Below are 13,487 nucleotides of genomic sequence, written 5' to 3' on the forward strand. Positions count from 1 at the left end.
GAAAGGTAAGAAAAAAGACACCATAAGGTGCCTTCCTCCGACTTGAACCGCTTTAATTTGGATTCCCATCCGAATCTGTATAATGGTTGTGAAGAAAATAGAAGGGATATCCTTATTGAAGTAATCTTCCTTTTATCATTTTTAGAATTACTTTCCATGAAACATATCTAAACTTTTCATCCCTAATGTTTTTATATATCCAAAAAAATAGTAGATGATGACTGATTATACTGGTTTGATTAGTTGAGCTATACTCATGGTGAGATGGAGCTATGAGCCAATCTTCAAATAACTTTTTTTCAATCCAGCATCAATTATTTGTTCTTTGAACTCATCCATAAGCTCTAAAATAATATGGTATAATTCTTCAAAATCATGCTTTGCCTGATCATCATTACCTTTATCAACTAAATCTTTATATTCTCCATGAGCTATCGCATTTCTTGTTTTTAAAAGCTTTCGATCAATAAAATGCCTTTTTAATTCGAACTTTTTTACTTCGAGCCCTAAACTAAATAATATTTCTTTAAGTACATTGAATTTCAAGTTACTCTCAGTTGATATAATATCGGAGTCCATTTGCTTAACTTTAAAACACTCGTTATCTTGATTATTTATTTTATCTAACAAAGTTGCAAATTTTGTTGCTTTATTAGATTGCTTAACATCAATAATTGTCTTTTTTAAGTGTAAAACCAAAAAGTTGTCCTGAAGTTCCGATACTTTACAATTTTGAGCATTAAGATAGCTCAAATATTCTCGAGCGGCAATTTTTATGTATCCTTCCCAATGTGCATAGAGTAAAGGAATTCCAGCCCTGATTAAAGTATTAAGAATCTCTTCCTTTGAACTATTAATATTCCCAGCAATAAGAGACAACTCTTTTTTTCTCCAAGCTAATTGTTTATCTAAATTCTCCTGAAGTTCTTCGAGTGAATACTGATTACTCATCCCCAAAAACGTCCTTACTTAGCTTAGAAAGTTTTTTGAAACGATTTATAGGTCTTGTCCCCGATCTTACAGCTTCTGAATAATCATCCATAGCATAAATATTTTTTATGATATCTTTAAGTGTGTCTTTTTGGTCTGTTGAATATTTAGATATTTTATCTATATTTTCACTTAATCCTGTAATAATAACTTCAAATGCTGTAATTGATAATGCTCCATAAAATTTATCTTTTGCAGCATTAAACTTTTTAAAACTATCTTCTCCTAGTATTTCTTGTAAAACCTTAAAGGTTTGGACAAAGATTTCATTTTCTTTTTCTCGATCATAGCTCTCATCCGCTATAATTTTCAACATATTATCTGTTATAAAATCTCTTATATCTTCGTCACCTTTAATTTTTGTTGTATCTGTATATCTATAAACTAAAAATCTAATAATATATTCCATTTCCTCTTGTTCTGATAACTGTTTTTCAGTTAAAGGTAAACAAACTTGGAAAGCTGGTAAATCTTTTAATTCATTAATCCAATTATAAAAGTCCTTATCTAACATTATCATTAGACAATTTCTAATTTCTTGCTCTGTGAGTGCGGTGCCTCCCGTATTTAATCTTTGGAATAGTTCATACTTAGCATCTGCATCACTGCTTCTTTTTATTATATTTATATCCATTTTAGATCTTTTAAAATCAATTCTCTGTTCGTCAGTAAATGAATTATTATCATCTTCTGTATTGTTCCACATTTTACCGCCTAATGAGGGTAAGAATTTAGTTGCGTGCAAAACACTAGGAGGGACTGGTTTTTTCTCTTTATCTTTTAAAATACCTGTAAATTCAAATATTGTTGAAAGCCTTTGAAGTCCATCAATGACATCCCAAACCCCTCCCTTACTTTGAGCAACAAAAATTGGTGGGATGGGTATACCTAATAATATTGATTCAATAAATCTTGCTTTTTGAGAATCTGACCAACGAAAATAGCGTTGAAAATCTGGTGTAATCTGTATCTCTTCATCTTTATACATATTCATTAACTCACCAATTGACATTGAATAACTATCTGTTTGAATTTCTTTTGATTTCTTATCGATTTCTGATTGTAATACCATTTCTCTACTCCCCTTAAGGCTTACTTATAAATATTTATCTTGGTCCTAAGAAACGATCCCCATTAAAATGCATCATATGTTCTGGTGTATCGGCAAACCATACTTCTGTGTCCCAAGCAATATCATCTGCATATTTTTTGAAAACTGATATATTTGGAAAGGCAGTTACATATATAGGACCTGCTGAACAATTCTCTAACACCTTTTCTAATTCGTATAAACGTTTAGGTGAAACGGGACCATGTGAAGTAACCGCCTCAATTAAAAACAACCAATTTTTTTCTTTGTCATAGAGAACCACATCTGGTAATTTATCATGACTAAAAGGCGGAACATTTAGTGCCTCTAGTTCCTCTGCTTTAATATACAAGTATTTATTTTCAGTATCACCTAAATATAAAAGCTTTGAACCCGGTGCAAAAATAGCACCAAAGTCTTCTACGATTTGTTTTTGTAAAATATTATGTTCTCCAGCAGATAAGCTTAAAGACTCTTCTTCATTAATTTTTACTGGAATACGAGTTTTGTTTCTTTTTTGTTCATACTTTTGAGATAATGTTGAAAATTGTTGTTTAAATTCTGTAACTTTCTCTAGCCATTGATTTGTCCCATAGGTCCTAACTACAGATAAAAATTCATCAGTTACAGCGTAAACGGTGTTGCCACTATTAGTAGGTCTAGAAGGGTCATCTGGGTTTCTCTCAATTAAATTTGCTTGTTCAAATTGATGAACGGTTTGCCTTCGTATTGTCTCTCTACTATTGGGAGCATAGACTTGATTATAATTTTTAGCCATAAACTCCATTATATCTACAATACGAAGTAACCTTTTTTGAGCATTGCTCCACTCATCATCTTCTTTAATGTCTAATAAAGCTAATAAACTTAGACCCGAACGCTTATTCTGCTGTTTTTTAGGTAATCCTAACTGCAGTAAGATATCTTTTGCTTGTTCTTCTTTATTCATTTCTCCCAACTCCACAAGGCATTTTAGATTCTTTTCTTTTTGGTTTATAAATTCTGCTTCTAGTATTGTATCTACATCTAAATAGCTGATTCTTTCTTCAAGAATATCTCTTCCTAATTTTACAATAAATTCATATTCAGGAAAAGGTAAAGGCCTAATGTCTGAAGCATTTACTTGTGTGTTTCCGTTAACAATTCTAAAATATTGATCGACTAAATTTGAATTTAAAAATGCAGCTATTCCTAACGCTTCTTCTTCACATAAACTCTCGTCCATTTTATAAATATAATTCAAATGGTTTTCCAAACCTAACATTTGAAACGGATATTTTTTTGTTAAATATGTTCCGCAATCAACCCTCTTTTTCTGTTCTTTTGAGGTAAAACGTTTAAGTAGTACATAATTATTGGCTGGAACAACAAGTTTTTTTTCAATAGCTTCAAAAATAATTCCCTGATTGTTTTGTTCTAAAGGGAATGTAACCTCCAGTTGCTTTAAATTTTTCATATATAATAATGGATAGGAATCCTTGTCATCATAATCTTTAATATATTCTTTATGCCTAAAAGCCACTACAGGGCCAGTAGAAATATTCATATGCATTAATGTTAAGTTATTACTCCAATTATCAAACATTTCTAGTACTTTGGACTGTTCTTTATTTATAGGTAATCTAATCAAATTAATTTGATCTGTAGAATCTATAATGAGTGATTTACTAAATGTTTCTTCACTATAACTCTCTTGAATATTTAGGCTTAAAGATGAACTAATATTAATATGTGGAAGCTTATATTTTCTTTTGAATCCACTTAATATAATAGTCTCTTGTAAAACATTTTCACTCTTGAAATTTCCTTTTCTTGATTCAAATAAATGAAAATGATCTGGATCTATACTCTTAAAAAAAAGTTCCCTAAACCTTTCAAAATATGCACCAGAACAATAACTTCTAGGAGTAATAAAAACCAATTGTCCTTCATCAACTAATAATTTTTCAGCAATGGCCATAAACATAAAGTAAATATTTGGTTGTCCGTGTACATATTCCTGTAGTATTTGTGAATAGATATGATTTTTATTTAATTTGTAATAAGGGGGATTACTAATCACTAAGTCATATTTTTTATTAAGTTTTTCTTCATCAAAAAGAGAGGATTCAAACAGACGGCTATGGACTAATATAAAATCTTCTTCATGTATCTTATAACTTAATTTATTACCCTGTTTCTCCATTAAATTTTTACATAGTTCCATCGTGTCATATAAAAAAGGAAGCACTTTTTCATCATTTTCAAATAAATCTATTTCTAAATGAACATTTTTTCTTCCTTCTTTAATAATTCTTGCGACAAATGCAGCAGTCAGCATTCCTGTGCCACTACCTGGATCTAGGATCTTAATCGTGTCTTTTGTTATATTAATTCTCTCCGCCATAAATTCAGCAATTGAACTAGATGTAAAATATTGTCCTTTTTCCTTTTTTTCTGTAGCTGCAGATATTTCATTTATATGAATTGATGCTTTCTCCACAAATCTTAATAAATCGTTACCTTCAATTAATTTGTTACTCATTATATACACCTACTCTAGATTAGTAATTCACAGGTCAGTCTTGGATACTTAGTTTCTTTTTCCTCTCTCTGGTTCTACATAATAAGTATCAAATGCAAATGTAAACAAACATTCTAGTTTACCACGTAATTTATGATCATTTTCTATAATAATAAATTGAACATAACACTGATTTTTTAAAAATTCTTTAGCACTGTTTAAATCAACAACTTCACTTCTAGAAGGATCTTCAATCAGATATTTCTTTAAACGTGCTGTGCTTAAATTTCCTTGTAAATGATTCGTATAAATTCTTCTTTGCAAATTTAAAGTTCTTCCAACATATAGAACTGTGTCGTTTATCTTACTTTTTATAATATACACACCTGGGGCGCTAGGAAGTTGACTTGGTTTTAGTTCATTAAACTCAATCCTAGTATTGCTTTGGATCTCCTCTATGTAGTTTGTCCCTATTAACAATCTATTTTGAATAGCTTCCATACATTCCCTCCACGAAAACATATCAGTTACTGATATATTAGTAACTGATATGTTAATTCATTAACTTTAAATTGTCAACGAGCTAAAAAGATGTTAAATAAACTAAAAAAATTCTTTATCTCTCCTAAGTATTGAATATATTTATTATTTAAAACTACTGTTTATAATTAAAAAAGACACCCTAAGGTGCCTTTTCTCTGAGTTGAACCATCTTAATTGTAATAGTATGTATTGGAATCCTATTTAAGTATTCTTGATGGTATTACTTTCTAATAACTTGTAACAGACATACTACATTGCGAGTTTTTTTTGATAGTAAGAACAATACGGTCTTTCTCAAATAACATATTTCCATTAATTAGCATATGTGCTAACTCGATTGATTGTTCTTTCGATAAGAGAATAGCGATTGAATTTTCTGTATCTCGAAGTTCAATTGGTACAGTTGTTTTAAATTTGACTTCTTTGTTTGCAATTCCTTCTGCTAGTTTTTCAATGGAATTATTAAATGTTTTCGCTCCCATTCAGTTGTCCCTCCCAAATGTAAAACTTTAAATTAATCATAATAAATTTAATTATAACAATATCGTTATATTATGTCGAAAGAAAATAAAAAAGAGAGCCGTAGCTCTCATGCTTAATACGGTAAAACATGCGTAAGAGTACTTCATACAGAAAGATGCACTATTGTATATCTTTATCCATAAGCGCGAGAAACCATTGATATAAAGCTATTTTCAAACTTTCTCAATATTTTTCTGATAACCACACGACTGAATTTTGGCAAAAATATGATATTATGAAAATAATAAAATAAACGGACGTAAAAAAGACTCATGGCTGTGCAAGTAGTGCTGGTAACACTCTTCCACGGTCCGCCCTAATGTGCCTAGGGGAACACTTGTCATAAGTCTCGTACATAATTATAACACACATCCTAGATATAGTGACGCGTTTTCCTTAAATGTAAGAAATCTAGGGTAACGTGTCTTTTTTGTCCAACAAGGAGGACAAAGATTGTGCAAAGTTCAATAGTGAAGTTGCAAAATGATTTGTACGCTAAAGGAATAAGCGATAGAAATATTTCAAAACAAATCAGTTTAAGCAACGTGACGGTTTCTAAATTTTTTTAAGGAGAAAGATGGAATTAGATTCGACAAGTACGGAGAACTTTTAAAAATCGCTTATCCTAATGATGTAGAGTTACGTCGAGATCTTTGCGCTAAATACTTTACTAATACTAAAAGACATCTTAATAAAAAAATTGCGATGAATTATTTAATGGCTCATGGAGAGTTGGAACTTTTAAAACGACTAGTAGACCAAGAAATGACTTCAGCAAATAAAGAAAATCGCGAATGGGCAAGCTTGTATGAACTGATTTATAAAAGATATAAAGGACACATAAAAGGCGAAAAATTACTTTTGGAATTAAATAAGAGAAAGAAATACCTCAAATTAAAAAGTAAAGAATTAGAGATTTTATCCGAAGAAATAGAAATGCTATCAGCTTACGATCAAGGTAACTTTAAGTTAATGGTTAACAAATCCGATTTTTTAATGGAGAAACTAAATGATATTAAAGATCCTTATCTAAAAGAATCGTTTTTTTATAAGATAAAGGAATGTGCAATTCATGGTCATTTAACCGCATACGAACTAGAAAAACTAAGAGAAATATGCGAAGAAGTGATACAAAGTATACCTATCAATAATCGTTTTCCTGTTGTAGAAGCAACAGTATATGGTGTATTGGGAGAATCGTTTATGCTATGTGATGAATCCTTTGACAAATCGATATTTTATCTGAAAAAAGCATTGAGCATTTTAGAGAAAGAGTCGAGTAATCAAATGGAAATGAGAAGAACAATGATAGCTAATACTATTGAGTTTCTAAAAATACATCATAAAGTTGATTTAGAAAATATTAAACCATTACATGCTGCTGAACAAGCATATTTAGAAATACAAAAGGGTAATAATGAACATGCAATTGAAATTTTAATGAAGTTGAAAGAAGAGAACGGGGAACTGAGCGCATTTCAAATTTACTATTTAGGCCTAGCGAAAAATGACAAAGAACTGTTATTGAAATCACTAGATATGTTTGAGCGATTAGGGAATATTTTTTACGCTCAATTACCTAAGAAATCTCTAGGGATTATATAGAAAAAATGTTATAATTTATGAGAGTGAGGTGATACATAAATGAATAAGGTTTTATCGCTTATTACTATTTTAGCGTTGTCAGGTGGATTTTTATTCGCTCCTTCTGATAGCCAAAAAAAGCAACCTCAGCAGTTAGCTAAGGATACTCAACTTACAATTACATTAAAAATGTCTGATCCAGGGACGGGCGTTTAAATTATATATTTAATGAATGACATCTTCTTTTTTTAGAAGATGTCATTCGTCGTTTTAGGGAATGTTAACTATTTTTCAAAAAAATAAATAATTAACGAATGTGAATTGTTCACAAATTATATAGAGGATGCAGGGGGAATGAACATGGAGAATTTAGTTACAGAGTTATTGATAATGGAGACGGTCGAAGGGGTAAATATTGAACATCTCCGTGAAATGCTACTAGAATTATCAAACGAAGGAAAAGAGTAAAACAAAACTCCGTAGACAGTAATTAGTCTTACGGAGTTTTGTTTTTAGATATAAAGCTTTGAATTGTTGATTTAAACAACTCTTTGTTGTCCTCTGATAGTTGATTAATCAGTGTCATCCATTCGTTAGTTTCTTTACTTATCTCTTCTGTTTCTTTAACTGTTAACTTTTGATGCATCGCTCTTCCTAATAAGTAATCAATAGAAACTTCGTATATGTCTGCTAGTTTAGTTAATGTTTCGTAGTCAGGTTTACGTCTTCCTGATTCGTAACTAGATAAAGTGGCTTTGTTTACGTCTAATTTTTCTGAGATGAAAGTCTGTGTGTACCCCTTCTTTTCGCGGCACGCTTTCAATCTTTCGTTTAAGTTCATAATTTTATTATTCCCCTTTATAAATAAGATCCCATTGCGAAGTATTATTCTTTAATTACAGTATATATACTTTTTGACAACTTTTCACTATTTGTAAAAAAAATTAAAACAAAGTGACAAAACAGGGGTTTACATTTACGAAATGACAACTTATAATGAAATTAAGTTGTTGTCGAAATGACAACTATAGGAGGTGAGGCGGATATGACATTTGGAAACAGAGTTAGAGATATTCGCAAACAAAAAGATATAACACAATCAAAACTGGCTAAGAGTCTTGGTTTTAGTCACGCTTCAGCTATTTCTTTCATAGAAAATGGCAAGAGAAGATTAGATGCTGAAAAGATACCTATTTTAGCAAATGCACTTGGAGTATCAATAGATGAACTTTTTTTTACTCAAAAAGTTGTCATAACGACAACTGGAAGGCCGGAGGAGAAAGAAAATGAATCAATTACAGGTTTTCAACAATGAAGAGTTCGGTAAAGTTCGAACGGTAACTAGTTTTTGAGAAGAAAAATGAGCCATTACAAAAATATATTGATTGTGGTTATTTTGAAACATCAAAATGAGCATTAACTTGAATCACAATGCGAGTCACTCCAAAAGGACAGGTGTACATAATTAATCGTTTGGAGGAAATGAACTGTGGAATCAAAAGAACAAAATGAGATATGGGTAGATTTAATAGGTTATGAAGGGATATATGTGATTAGCACTCTAGGTAGAGTTAAAACAGTTATAAAAAGAGGGAATAGCGTAAAAGGCAGAATCTTAACACCTGTTGTTACCAAAAAAGGTTATTTAAGAATAGGATTAACTGACGAAAAAGGAATACAAAGGAGATTTTATATACACAGATTAGTTATTGAATCTTTTAATAAGTGCCAAGAAGAGAAGATGCAAGTTAATCATATTGATGGAGATAAGACTAATAACAGATTAAGCAATTTGGAATTTGTGACAGATAAGGAAAATAAAAAACATGCAATTAAAAATGATTTAAACGCAAAAGGTGAACAGATTCATACAGCTGTTTTTACTGAAGAACAAATTGAATGGATAAGAAAACACTACAAACCAGGCCACTCTAAATATGGAGCTAGAGCAATGGCTAGAACATTCGGAACATCACATTCAACTATAGGGAAGGTTGTAAGAAATGAGACTTGGAAGCATGTGTAACGAAATTCTAACGAAACGCGGAATTATTCCAGAAATGGATAGGGAGGCGATGTAAATGATGGAGGAAAGTACATTATCATTGGCGATTGTATCAGCGGCTATATGTCTATTAACATACCTAGTACACAGAATTGATGTCTGGGATAAAAAGACAGGATGGTCACAAGATGATAAATAAACAGCAACGTGATGAATATGAACGAAAGAAAATCTTGTGGATTATAAAGGATTTAAGATCAAAGGGTGTACATAACAGCGCAGATAAGGTTGAAGAAACATACAAGAGGTATATCACTCTAGCTGAATGATAAAAGCCCTGCAAGGGGATGCAGGGCAAGACTAAGGGTATTGAAGAATTGTCGATTCTAAAAGTAAAGGACTTCTTGGAATGTAATAAGTTTAACACGTAGTTCATTAAATTTTTATATAAAGATTTTACAGATTTATGAACACAATAAAATTTGATAAAAGGAGTGATTTATGTGGAAGAAAATAAGAATCAAGCCCCTGCGGTAAAAGAGGCTGTTGTAGAAGTAAAAATTCTATTAAATAATAAGCAAATTTGTGAATCTAACGTTGTACTTCAACTTGACCAGAAATAGTAGCACTATATCGTTCATGCATATGTTTTCTTAAGTTATCTTCAGAAGCTTTTGTCGCTTCTTTTATAACCATTTCTAGACTGCTCTCTGGAGTTAAATCATTATACTGGTGCGATTGTTCATGGAGGTATTTTAAAACACCGTCAACAATTTCATGATGAGATAGTTTGCAAATATCATCTAAGTCAACACGAATATTTATAGTAGTTGGTTTCATAAAAACACCTCCTTCCAGTCTAAGTAATTCGACAGAAAGGAGGGAAATCCTACAAGGATAAGACGCGCATTCGCTTGTCGTAATATTCAGGAATTTAATGGTGTTCCCCATCTAGTAAAAGGATTCCTGGATATTTTGATGCGTGAAAGCATCAAAAAAGCCCGTACAGAAGCACAGGCCAGTTGTTACACATATCGGTAACTAAATTTTAACAAACTTTCAGAAAGTTAGCTATTGAAAAATAAAAAACGCTCGATGGCAACGAGCGATGTAGAGAAACCATTCCCTAAAATTAGCTACCTATATTATACCATGAGTTTTCTCTCAGTAAATAAGGAGGAATTCAAAAAAATGATTGAAAATCCAATTACTTACGGAAACCATCACGATTCATCAGCAAGAGACTTCATGGATTATTGCCAAGGGTGTGGTGGAGAAATCTTCTACGGAGAAGGGTACCTTGATTTTAGTGGTGATCCAATCCATACCGAATCCGAATGCATCAAACAGTACGTTGAAGAACATTCAATGAAGAAAGTAGCGGGTGAATAAGGTGGTCCTACAAAACAAAATTGAAGCTGAAATTCAAATTATGAAGAGTCTAGTTGAACGATACAAGCAAAGCAAAGAGCCTGACGCTGCATCAATGGTTGTAGCTTACAAATATGGATTACAAGCACTTATGGAAGTGTATGAAGCTAGTAAACAAACGGAAATAGCACCATTTTAAAAGAAGGGGAGATTCATATGATAACTGAAAATTACTTTTCTAAATTGGCTCAAACAGATTGTTCGGGACATGTTGAGAAGAAAGGGCGTTTTAATTACTTATCGTGGGCATGGGCAGTTAAAAAGCTTCGTGAAGTAGATCCAACAGCCACATGGGAAGTAAAACGATTTGATGGAGTGCCTTACCTCAAAACAGATTGTGGTTACTTTGTAGAAGTTGAAGTAACTGTACAAGGAATACCACTAAGTCAAATTCACCCGATACTTAACAATCAAAACAAGCCGATTGCAGAGCCTAACAGCTTTGACATTAACACAAGTATCCAACGTTGCTTAGTAAAGGCAATTGCACTTCACGGATTAGGATTGTACATCTATGCGGGTGAAGATTTACCAGAGATCCAAGAGGAAATGATTACTGCTCAACAAGTTGGTGCAATTAAATTAAACATAAAAAAATTAGCTACTCTTCGAAAAGTGGATGAAGACACGATTAAAGGACACTTAAGTATTAAAGAAGTTGGCGAATTGACATTAAAACAAGCTGGAGAAGTACTTAAGAAATTAACAAAGTGGGTTAAACAGGCTGAAAAAGAAACCTCTAAAATCGAAGAGCAAGAACAAGTAGAAAAAATAGAACAAACAAACTAAGGAGATGCTAAGCCTATGTTAGACAAAAATCAATCTAAAGTCGTCCTTCCGAAGTGGGTGTGGAAGGGCGCACGGAATGAAAAAGAAGCAAGAGTAAAGGCGATTGAGTACATCACCCCCGATCGCTACCCAGGATATAAAATAATCAAAATTCAAGGCGACATAGCGGTATGCGAAAGGACGAATGCGTGATGTTTAAGATACCTGTAAGGCGTGGATCGATGAAAGAGATGTTAACAGCAGTTCGGGATTTAGAAAAACGAGGTTATGACTATGTAACGCCAATTAAACGAATATATAGGGCAGAAAGAACTTTTTATCATGAAGGTAAGTTTAGAGGGAGAGAAAAGGTTCGGTTTACTGGCATGGAAGACACTGTGAGCTATGAATGTTGGATGAAGAAGGTGAATTAAATGGCAGATGTTAAATGGATAAAGCTCTCTACTAGTATGTTTGAAGATGAAAAGATTCGATTAATTGAAAGTTTACCAGATGCAGATACACTACTAATCATTTGGATTAAATTGTTGTCTCAAGCGGGCAGAACAAATGCCAATGGTTACATTTTTTTGAGTGAAAACATTCCTTTCACAGAAGAAATGCTCTCAACACTTTTTAATAGACCGATAGCAACTGTGAGACTCGCACTACAAACGTTTAAGCAATTCGGAATGATAGACATCACTGATGATCAGTACATATGTATCTCGAATTGGGAGAAACATCAGAACATCGATGGGTTAGAACGTGTAAAACAATTGAATGCTGAACGAAACAAAAAGTACCGTGAACGTAAGAAACAACAGCAAATAGCGCTAGAAAATAAGGTTGAAGAAAATGACGTTTGCGTGACGTCACGTGACGATACAGATATAGAAGAAGATAAAGAATTAGATAAAGAAAAAGATAAAAAGAAGAGAGAAAAATCTTCCCGTCACAAGTTTGAAACTTGCGACACCAATGGGGCTAAGTATCTATTTGAAAAAATTAAGAGGAACAATCCTAGGCAAAAAGAACCTAACTTCAATAATTGGGCAAATGAATTTAGATTAATGCGAGAACGTGACAACAGAGAACCACAAGAGATTAAGGATGTTATTGATTGGTGCCAAGCTGATCCGTTCTGGCAAGGTAACATTTTATCTCCTAAAAAGCTACGGGAGAAGTTCGACCAACTAACTATTCAAATGAATTCTAAAAAAGGAGCGAATAACAATGCAGAGAGCTGCGGCAGCAATACCAACCGATATAGCCAAAAAGGTGAATATGACTATGGATTCTGATGTGTGTGATACGCATGGCATGAATAAGATGAAGTTTGGTGGACAAGTTGTTTGCCCTCGATGCTTTCTTGAAAACGATAGTAAGAAGCTTCAGCAACAGGAACAAGCGAAATACGATGCAGATAAAGCGAACGAGAAGAAATTCATGTTTCACCAACAAAGCATGATCGCCGATAGCAACATTAAGAAAGCTAACTTTGATAATTACAAACCTACTAGCAAGGAAGGAACGAAGAACCTGGAACTCGCAAAGGTCACCGCTACAGATTACCTCAACGGTAAAGTATTTAACACGATTATGGCCGGGAATTGCGGAGCAGGGAAAACACATCTTGCTTACGCTATAGCGGAAGAACTTGCAGGTGCGGGGCTATCAGTTGTCTTCGTCACAGTTGGCGAATTGCTACGGAAGATTAAAAGTACGTTCAGCAAAGACTCCACACTAACTGAAGATGCAATCATTCGAAGTCTAGTAAAAGCAGAAGTGTTAATTGTCGATGATTTAGGAGCAGAGTTAGGGGCATTAAATGCCAATACGAAAGCAACAAACTTCATTAATAGGGTGCTATTCGATGTTTTCGATGGTAGGCAAGGTAAATCTACTATCTTTACGACAAACCTCACAGGAAAGCGTTTAGACGAGGCGTACGATGAACGAATTGTATCACGGATTCTCAATAATTTTAGAACGATTACTTTCAAAGAAACAAAGGATTATAGAAGAAAGGCATTGCCATTTTAAAAGGG

Annotated in this window: 19 protein-coding genes; 12 read left to right on the forward strand and 7 right to left on the reverse strand. The window is 32.8% G+C overall.

The window, feature by feature from the left end; translation table 11 throughout:
• Nucleotides 1-270: 270 nt before the first annotated feature.
• The 5 genes from HMPREF1014_RS27220 to HMPREF1014_RS27240 all read right to left on the reverse strand — a co-directional run bounded on the left by HMPREF1014_RS27220 (nt 271) and on the right by HMPREF1014_RS27240 (nt 5,608).
• Nucleotides 271-951 carry an MAE_28990/MAE_18760 family HEPN-like nuclease gene (locus tag HMPREF1014_RS27220; protein ID WP_000070991.1) on the reverse strand — a complete coding sequence of 227 codons (681 nt, stop codon included), beginning with the start codon at nt 949-951 and terminating at the stop codon, nt 271-273.
• Complete coding sequence (locus tag HMPREF1014_RS27225; protein WP_000244162.1) at nt 944-2,062, reverse strand: DUF262 domain-containing protein; 1,119 nt, start codon at nt 2,060-2,062, stop codon at nt 944-946. Before HMPREF1014_RS27225 ends, HMPREF1014_RS27220 begins: the two co-directional genes overlap by 8 nt.
• A gap of 34 nt (nt 2,063-2,096) precedes the next feature.
• Nucleotides 2,097-4,604: a BsuBI/PstI family type II restriction endonuclease gene (locus tag HMPREF1014_RS27230; RefSeq protein ID WP_000066415.1), complete on the reverse strand. Its 2,508-nt coding sequence runs from the start codon at nt 4,602-4,604 to the stop codon at nt 2,097-2,099.
• Nucleotides 4,605-4,652: 48 nt separating this feature from the next.
• Complete coding sequence (locus HMPREF1014_RS27235; RefSeq protein ID WP_000387433.1) at nt 4,653-5,084, reverse strand: GIY-YIG nuclease family protein; 432 nt, start codon at nt 5,082-5,084, stop codon at nt 4,653-4,655.
• A gap of 269 nt (nt 5,085-5,353) precedes the next feature.
• Nucleotides 5,354-5,608 carry a hypothetical protein gene (locus HMPREF1014_RS27240; RefSeq protein ID WP_000501024.1) on the reverse strand — a complete coding sequence of 85 codons (255 nt, stop codon included), beginning with the start codon at nt 5,606-5,608 and terminating at the stop codon, nt 5,354-5,356.
• 655 nt (nt 5,609-6,263) lie between these two features.
• On the opposite strand from HMPREF1014_RS27240, the gene HMPREF1014_RS27245 reads away from it, so the two are divergent.
• Nucleotides 6,264-7,253 (forward strand): AimR family lysis-lysogeny pheromone receptor, encoded by a 990-nt coding sequence (locus tag HMPREF1014_RS27245; protein ID WP_255344406.1) that lies wholly within the window; start codon nt 6,264-6,266, stop codon nt 7,251-7,253.
• A gap of 39 nt (nt 7,254-7,292) precedes the next feature.
• Entirely contained in the window at nt 7,293-7,448 is a 156-nt protein-coding gene (locus HMPREF1014_RS31780) for a hypothetical protein (protein ID WP_001045309.1), read from the forward strand.
• Nucleotides 7,449-7,728: 280 nt separating this feature from the next.
• On the opposite strand, the gene HMPREF1014_RS27250 is transcribed toward HMPREF1014_RS31780, so the two are convergent.
• A complete protein-coding gene (locus HMPREF1014_RS27250) occupies nt 7,729-8,073 on the reverse strand; it encodes a helix-turn-helix domain-containing protein (protein WP_001052323.1) in 345 nt (114 codons plus the stop codon).
• 204 nt (nt 8,074-8,277) lie between these two features.
• Between HMPREF1014_RS27250 and HMPREF1014_RS27255 the strand changes: the two genes are divergently transcribed.
• The 3 genes from HMPREF1014_RS27255 to HMPREF1014_RS32360 all read left to right on the forward strand — a co-directional run bounded on the left by HMPREF1014_RS27255 (nt 8,278) and on the right by HMPREF1014_RS32360 (nt 9,436).
• Nucleotides 8,278-8,547 carry a helix-turn-helix domain-containing protein gene (locus HMPREF1014_RS27255; protein ID WP_000142655.1) on the forward strand — a complete coding sequence of 90 codons (270 nt, stop codon included), beginning with the start codon at nt 8,278-8,280 and terminating at the stop codon, nt 8,545-8,547.
• A 174-nt stretch (nt 8,548-8,721) separates the two neighbouring features.
• Nucleotides 8,722-9,258 (forward strand): NUMOD4 domain-containing protein, encoded by a 537-nt coding sequence (locus HMPREF1014_RS27260; protein WP_000444008.1) that lies wholly within the window; start codon nt 8,722-8,724, stop codon nt 9,256-9,258.
• Between the two features lie 55 nt (nt 9,259-9,313).
• The gene (locus HMPREF1014_RS32360) at nt 9,314-9,436 is read left to right on the forward strand and encodes a hypothetical protein (RefSeq protein ID WP_000969704.1); all 123 of its coding nucleotides are present in this window, start codon (nt 9,314-9,316) and stop codon (nt 9,434-9,436) included.
• A gap of 392 nt (nt 9,437-9,828) precedes the next feature.
• On the opposite strand, the gene HMPREF1014_RS27265 is transcribed toward HMPREF1014_RS32360, so the two are convergent.
• The gene (locus HMPREF1014_RS27265) at nt 9,829-10,077 is read right to left on the reverse strand and encodes a hypothetical protein (protein ID WP_000805480.1); all 249 of its coding nucleotides are present in this window, start codon (nt 10,075-10,077) and stop codon (nt 9,829-9,831) included.
• A gap of 351 nt (nt 10,078-10,428) precedes the next feature.
• Here HMPREF1014_RS27265 and HMPREF1014_RS27270 point away from each other — a divergent pair, with 351 nt between their 5' ends.
• The 7 genes from HMPREF1014_RS27270 to HMPREF1014_RS27290 are packed head-to-tail and all read left to right on the forward strand — an operon-like array spanning nt 10,429 to nt 13,482.
• Complete coding sequence (locus tag HMPREF1014_RS27270; protein ID WP_000572098.1) at nt 10,429-10,629, forward strand: hypothetical protein; 201 nt, start codon at nt 10,429-10,431, stop codon at nt 10,627-10,629.
• Nucleotide 10,630: 1 nt separating this feature from the next.
• Nucleotides 10,631-10,807 (forward strand): hypothetical protein, encoded by a 177-nt coding sequence (locus HMPREF1014_RS31785; RefSeq protein WP_179943797.1) that lies wholly within the window; start codon nt 10,631-10,633, stop codon nt 10,805-10,807.
• Between the two features lie 17 nt (nt 10,808-10,824).
• Nucleotides 10,825-11,457, forward strand: coding sequence for a Sak single strand annealing protein (locus HMPREF1014_RS27275; protein ID WP_000627312.1), 633 nt, complete (start codon nt 10,825-10,827; stop codon nt 11,455-11,457).
• 15 nt (nt 11,458-11,472) lie between these two features.
• Nucleotides 11,473-11,649: a hypothetical protein gene (locus tag HMPREF1014_RS31790; protein ID WP_000884758.1), complete on the forward strand. Its 177-nt coding sequence runs from the start codon at nt 11,473-11,475 to the stop codon at nt 11,647-11,649.
• On the forward strand, nt 11,649-11,870 hold the full coding sequence (locus tag HMPREF1014_RS27280; RefSeq protein WP_000472848.1) for a hypothetical protein: 222 nt from the start codon (nt 11,649-11,651) through the stop codon (nt 11,868-11,870). The genes HMPREF1014_RS31790 and HMPREF1014_RS27280 overlap by 1 nt, the downstream gene beginning before the upstream one ends.
• Entirely contained in the window at nt 11,871-12,740 is an 870-nt protein-coding gene (locus HMPREF1014_RS27285; RefSeq protein WP_000786053.1) for a phage replisome organizer N-terminal domain-containing protein, read from the forward strand.
• Nucleotides 12,724-13,482: an ATP-binding protein gene (locus HMPREF1014_RS27290; RefSeq protein WP_009327668.1), complete on the forward strand. Its 759-nt coding sequence runs from the start codon at nt 12,724-12,726 to the stop codon at nt 13,480-13,482. The genes HMPREF1014_RS27285 and HMPREF1014_RS27290 overlap by 17 nt, the downstream gene beginning before the upstream one ends.
• Nucleotides 13,483-13,487 lie beyond the last annotated feature (5 nt).

Source organism: Bacillus sp. 7_6_55CFAA_CT2 (genome assembly GCF_000238655.1).
Lineage (GTDB): Bacteria > Bacillota > Bacilli > Bacillales > Bacillaceae_G > Bacillus_A > Bacillus_A cereus.

Coding starts and splice junctions, on each gene's coding strand:
- HMPREF1014_RS27250 (WP_001052323.1), bottom strand. CDS start 8,073: ATGAACTTAAACGAAAGATTGAAAGCGTGCCGCGAAAAGAAGGGGTAC.
- HMPREF1014_RS27255 (WP_000142655.1), top strand. CDS start 8,278: ATGACATTTGGAAACAGAGTTAGAGATATTCGCAAACAAAAAGATATA.
- HMPREF1014_RS27270 (WP_000572098.1), top strand. CDS start 10,429: ATGATTGAAAATCCAATTACTTACGGAAACCATCACGATTCATCAGCA.
- HMPREF1014_RS27275 (WP_000627312.1), top strand. CDS start 10,825: ATGATAACTGAAAATTACTTTTCTAAATTGGCTCAAACAGATTGTTCG.
- HMPREF1014_RS32360 (WP_000969704.1), top strand. CDS start 9,314: ATGATGGAGGAAAGTACATTATCATTGGCGATTGTATCAGCGGCTATA.
- HMPREF1014_RS27225 (WP_000244162.1), bottom strand. CDS start 2,062: ATGGTATTACAATCAGAAATCGATAAGAAATCAAAAGAAATTCAAACA.
- HMPREF1014_RS31790 (WP_000884758.1), top strand. CDS start 11,473: ATGTTAGACAAAAATCAATCTAAAGTCGTCCTTCCGAAGTGGGTGTGG.
- HMPREF1014_RS27220 (WP_000070991.1), bottom strand. CDS start 951: ATGAGTAATCAGTATTCACTCGAAGAACTTCAGGAGAATTTAGATAAA.
- HMPREF1014_RS27240 (WP_000501024.1), bottom strand. CDS start 5,608: ATGGGAGCGAAAACATTTAATAATTCCATTGAAAAACTAGCAGAAGGA.
- HMPREF1014_RS27285 (WP_000786053.1), top strand. CDS start 11,871: ATGGCAGATGTTAAATGGATAAAGCTCTCTACTAGTATGTTTGAAGAT.
- HMPREF1014_RS27280 (WP_000472848.1), top strand. CDS start 11,649: ATGTTTAAGATACCTGTAAGGCGTGGATCGATGAAAGAGATGTTAACA.
- HMPREF1014_RS31780 (WP_001045309.1), top strand. CDS start 7,293: ATGAATAAGGTTTTATCGCTTATTACTATTTTAGCGTTGTCAGGTGGA.
- HMPREF1014_RS27290 (WP_009327668.1), top strand. CDS start 12,724: ATGACTATGGATTCTGATGTGTGTGATACGCATGGCATGAATAAGATG.
- HMPREF1014_RS27230 (WP_000066415.1), bottom strand. CDS start 4,604: ATGAGTAACAAATTAATTGAAGGTAACGATTTATTAAGATTTGTGGAG.
- HMPREF1014_RS27235 (WP_000387433.1), bottom strand. CDS start 5,084: ATGGAAGCTATTCAAAATAGATTGTTAATAGGGACAAACTACATAGAG.
- HMPREF1014_RS27265 (WP_000805480.1), bottom strand. CDS start 10,077: ATGAAACCAACTACTATAAATATTCGTGTTGACTTAGATGATATTTGC.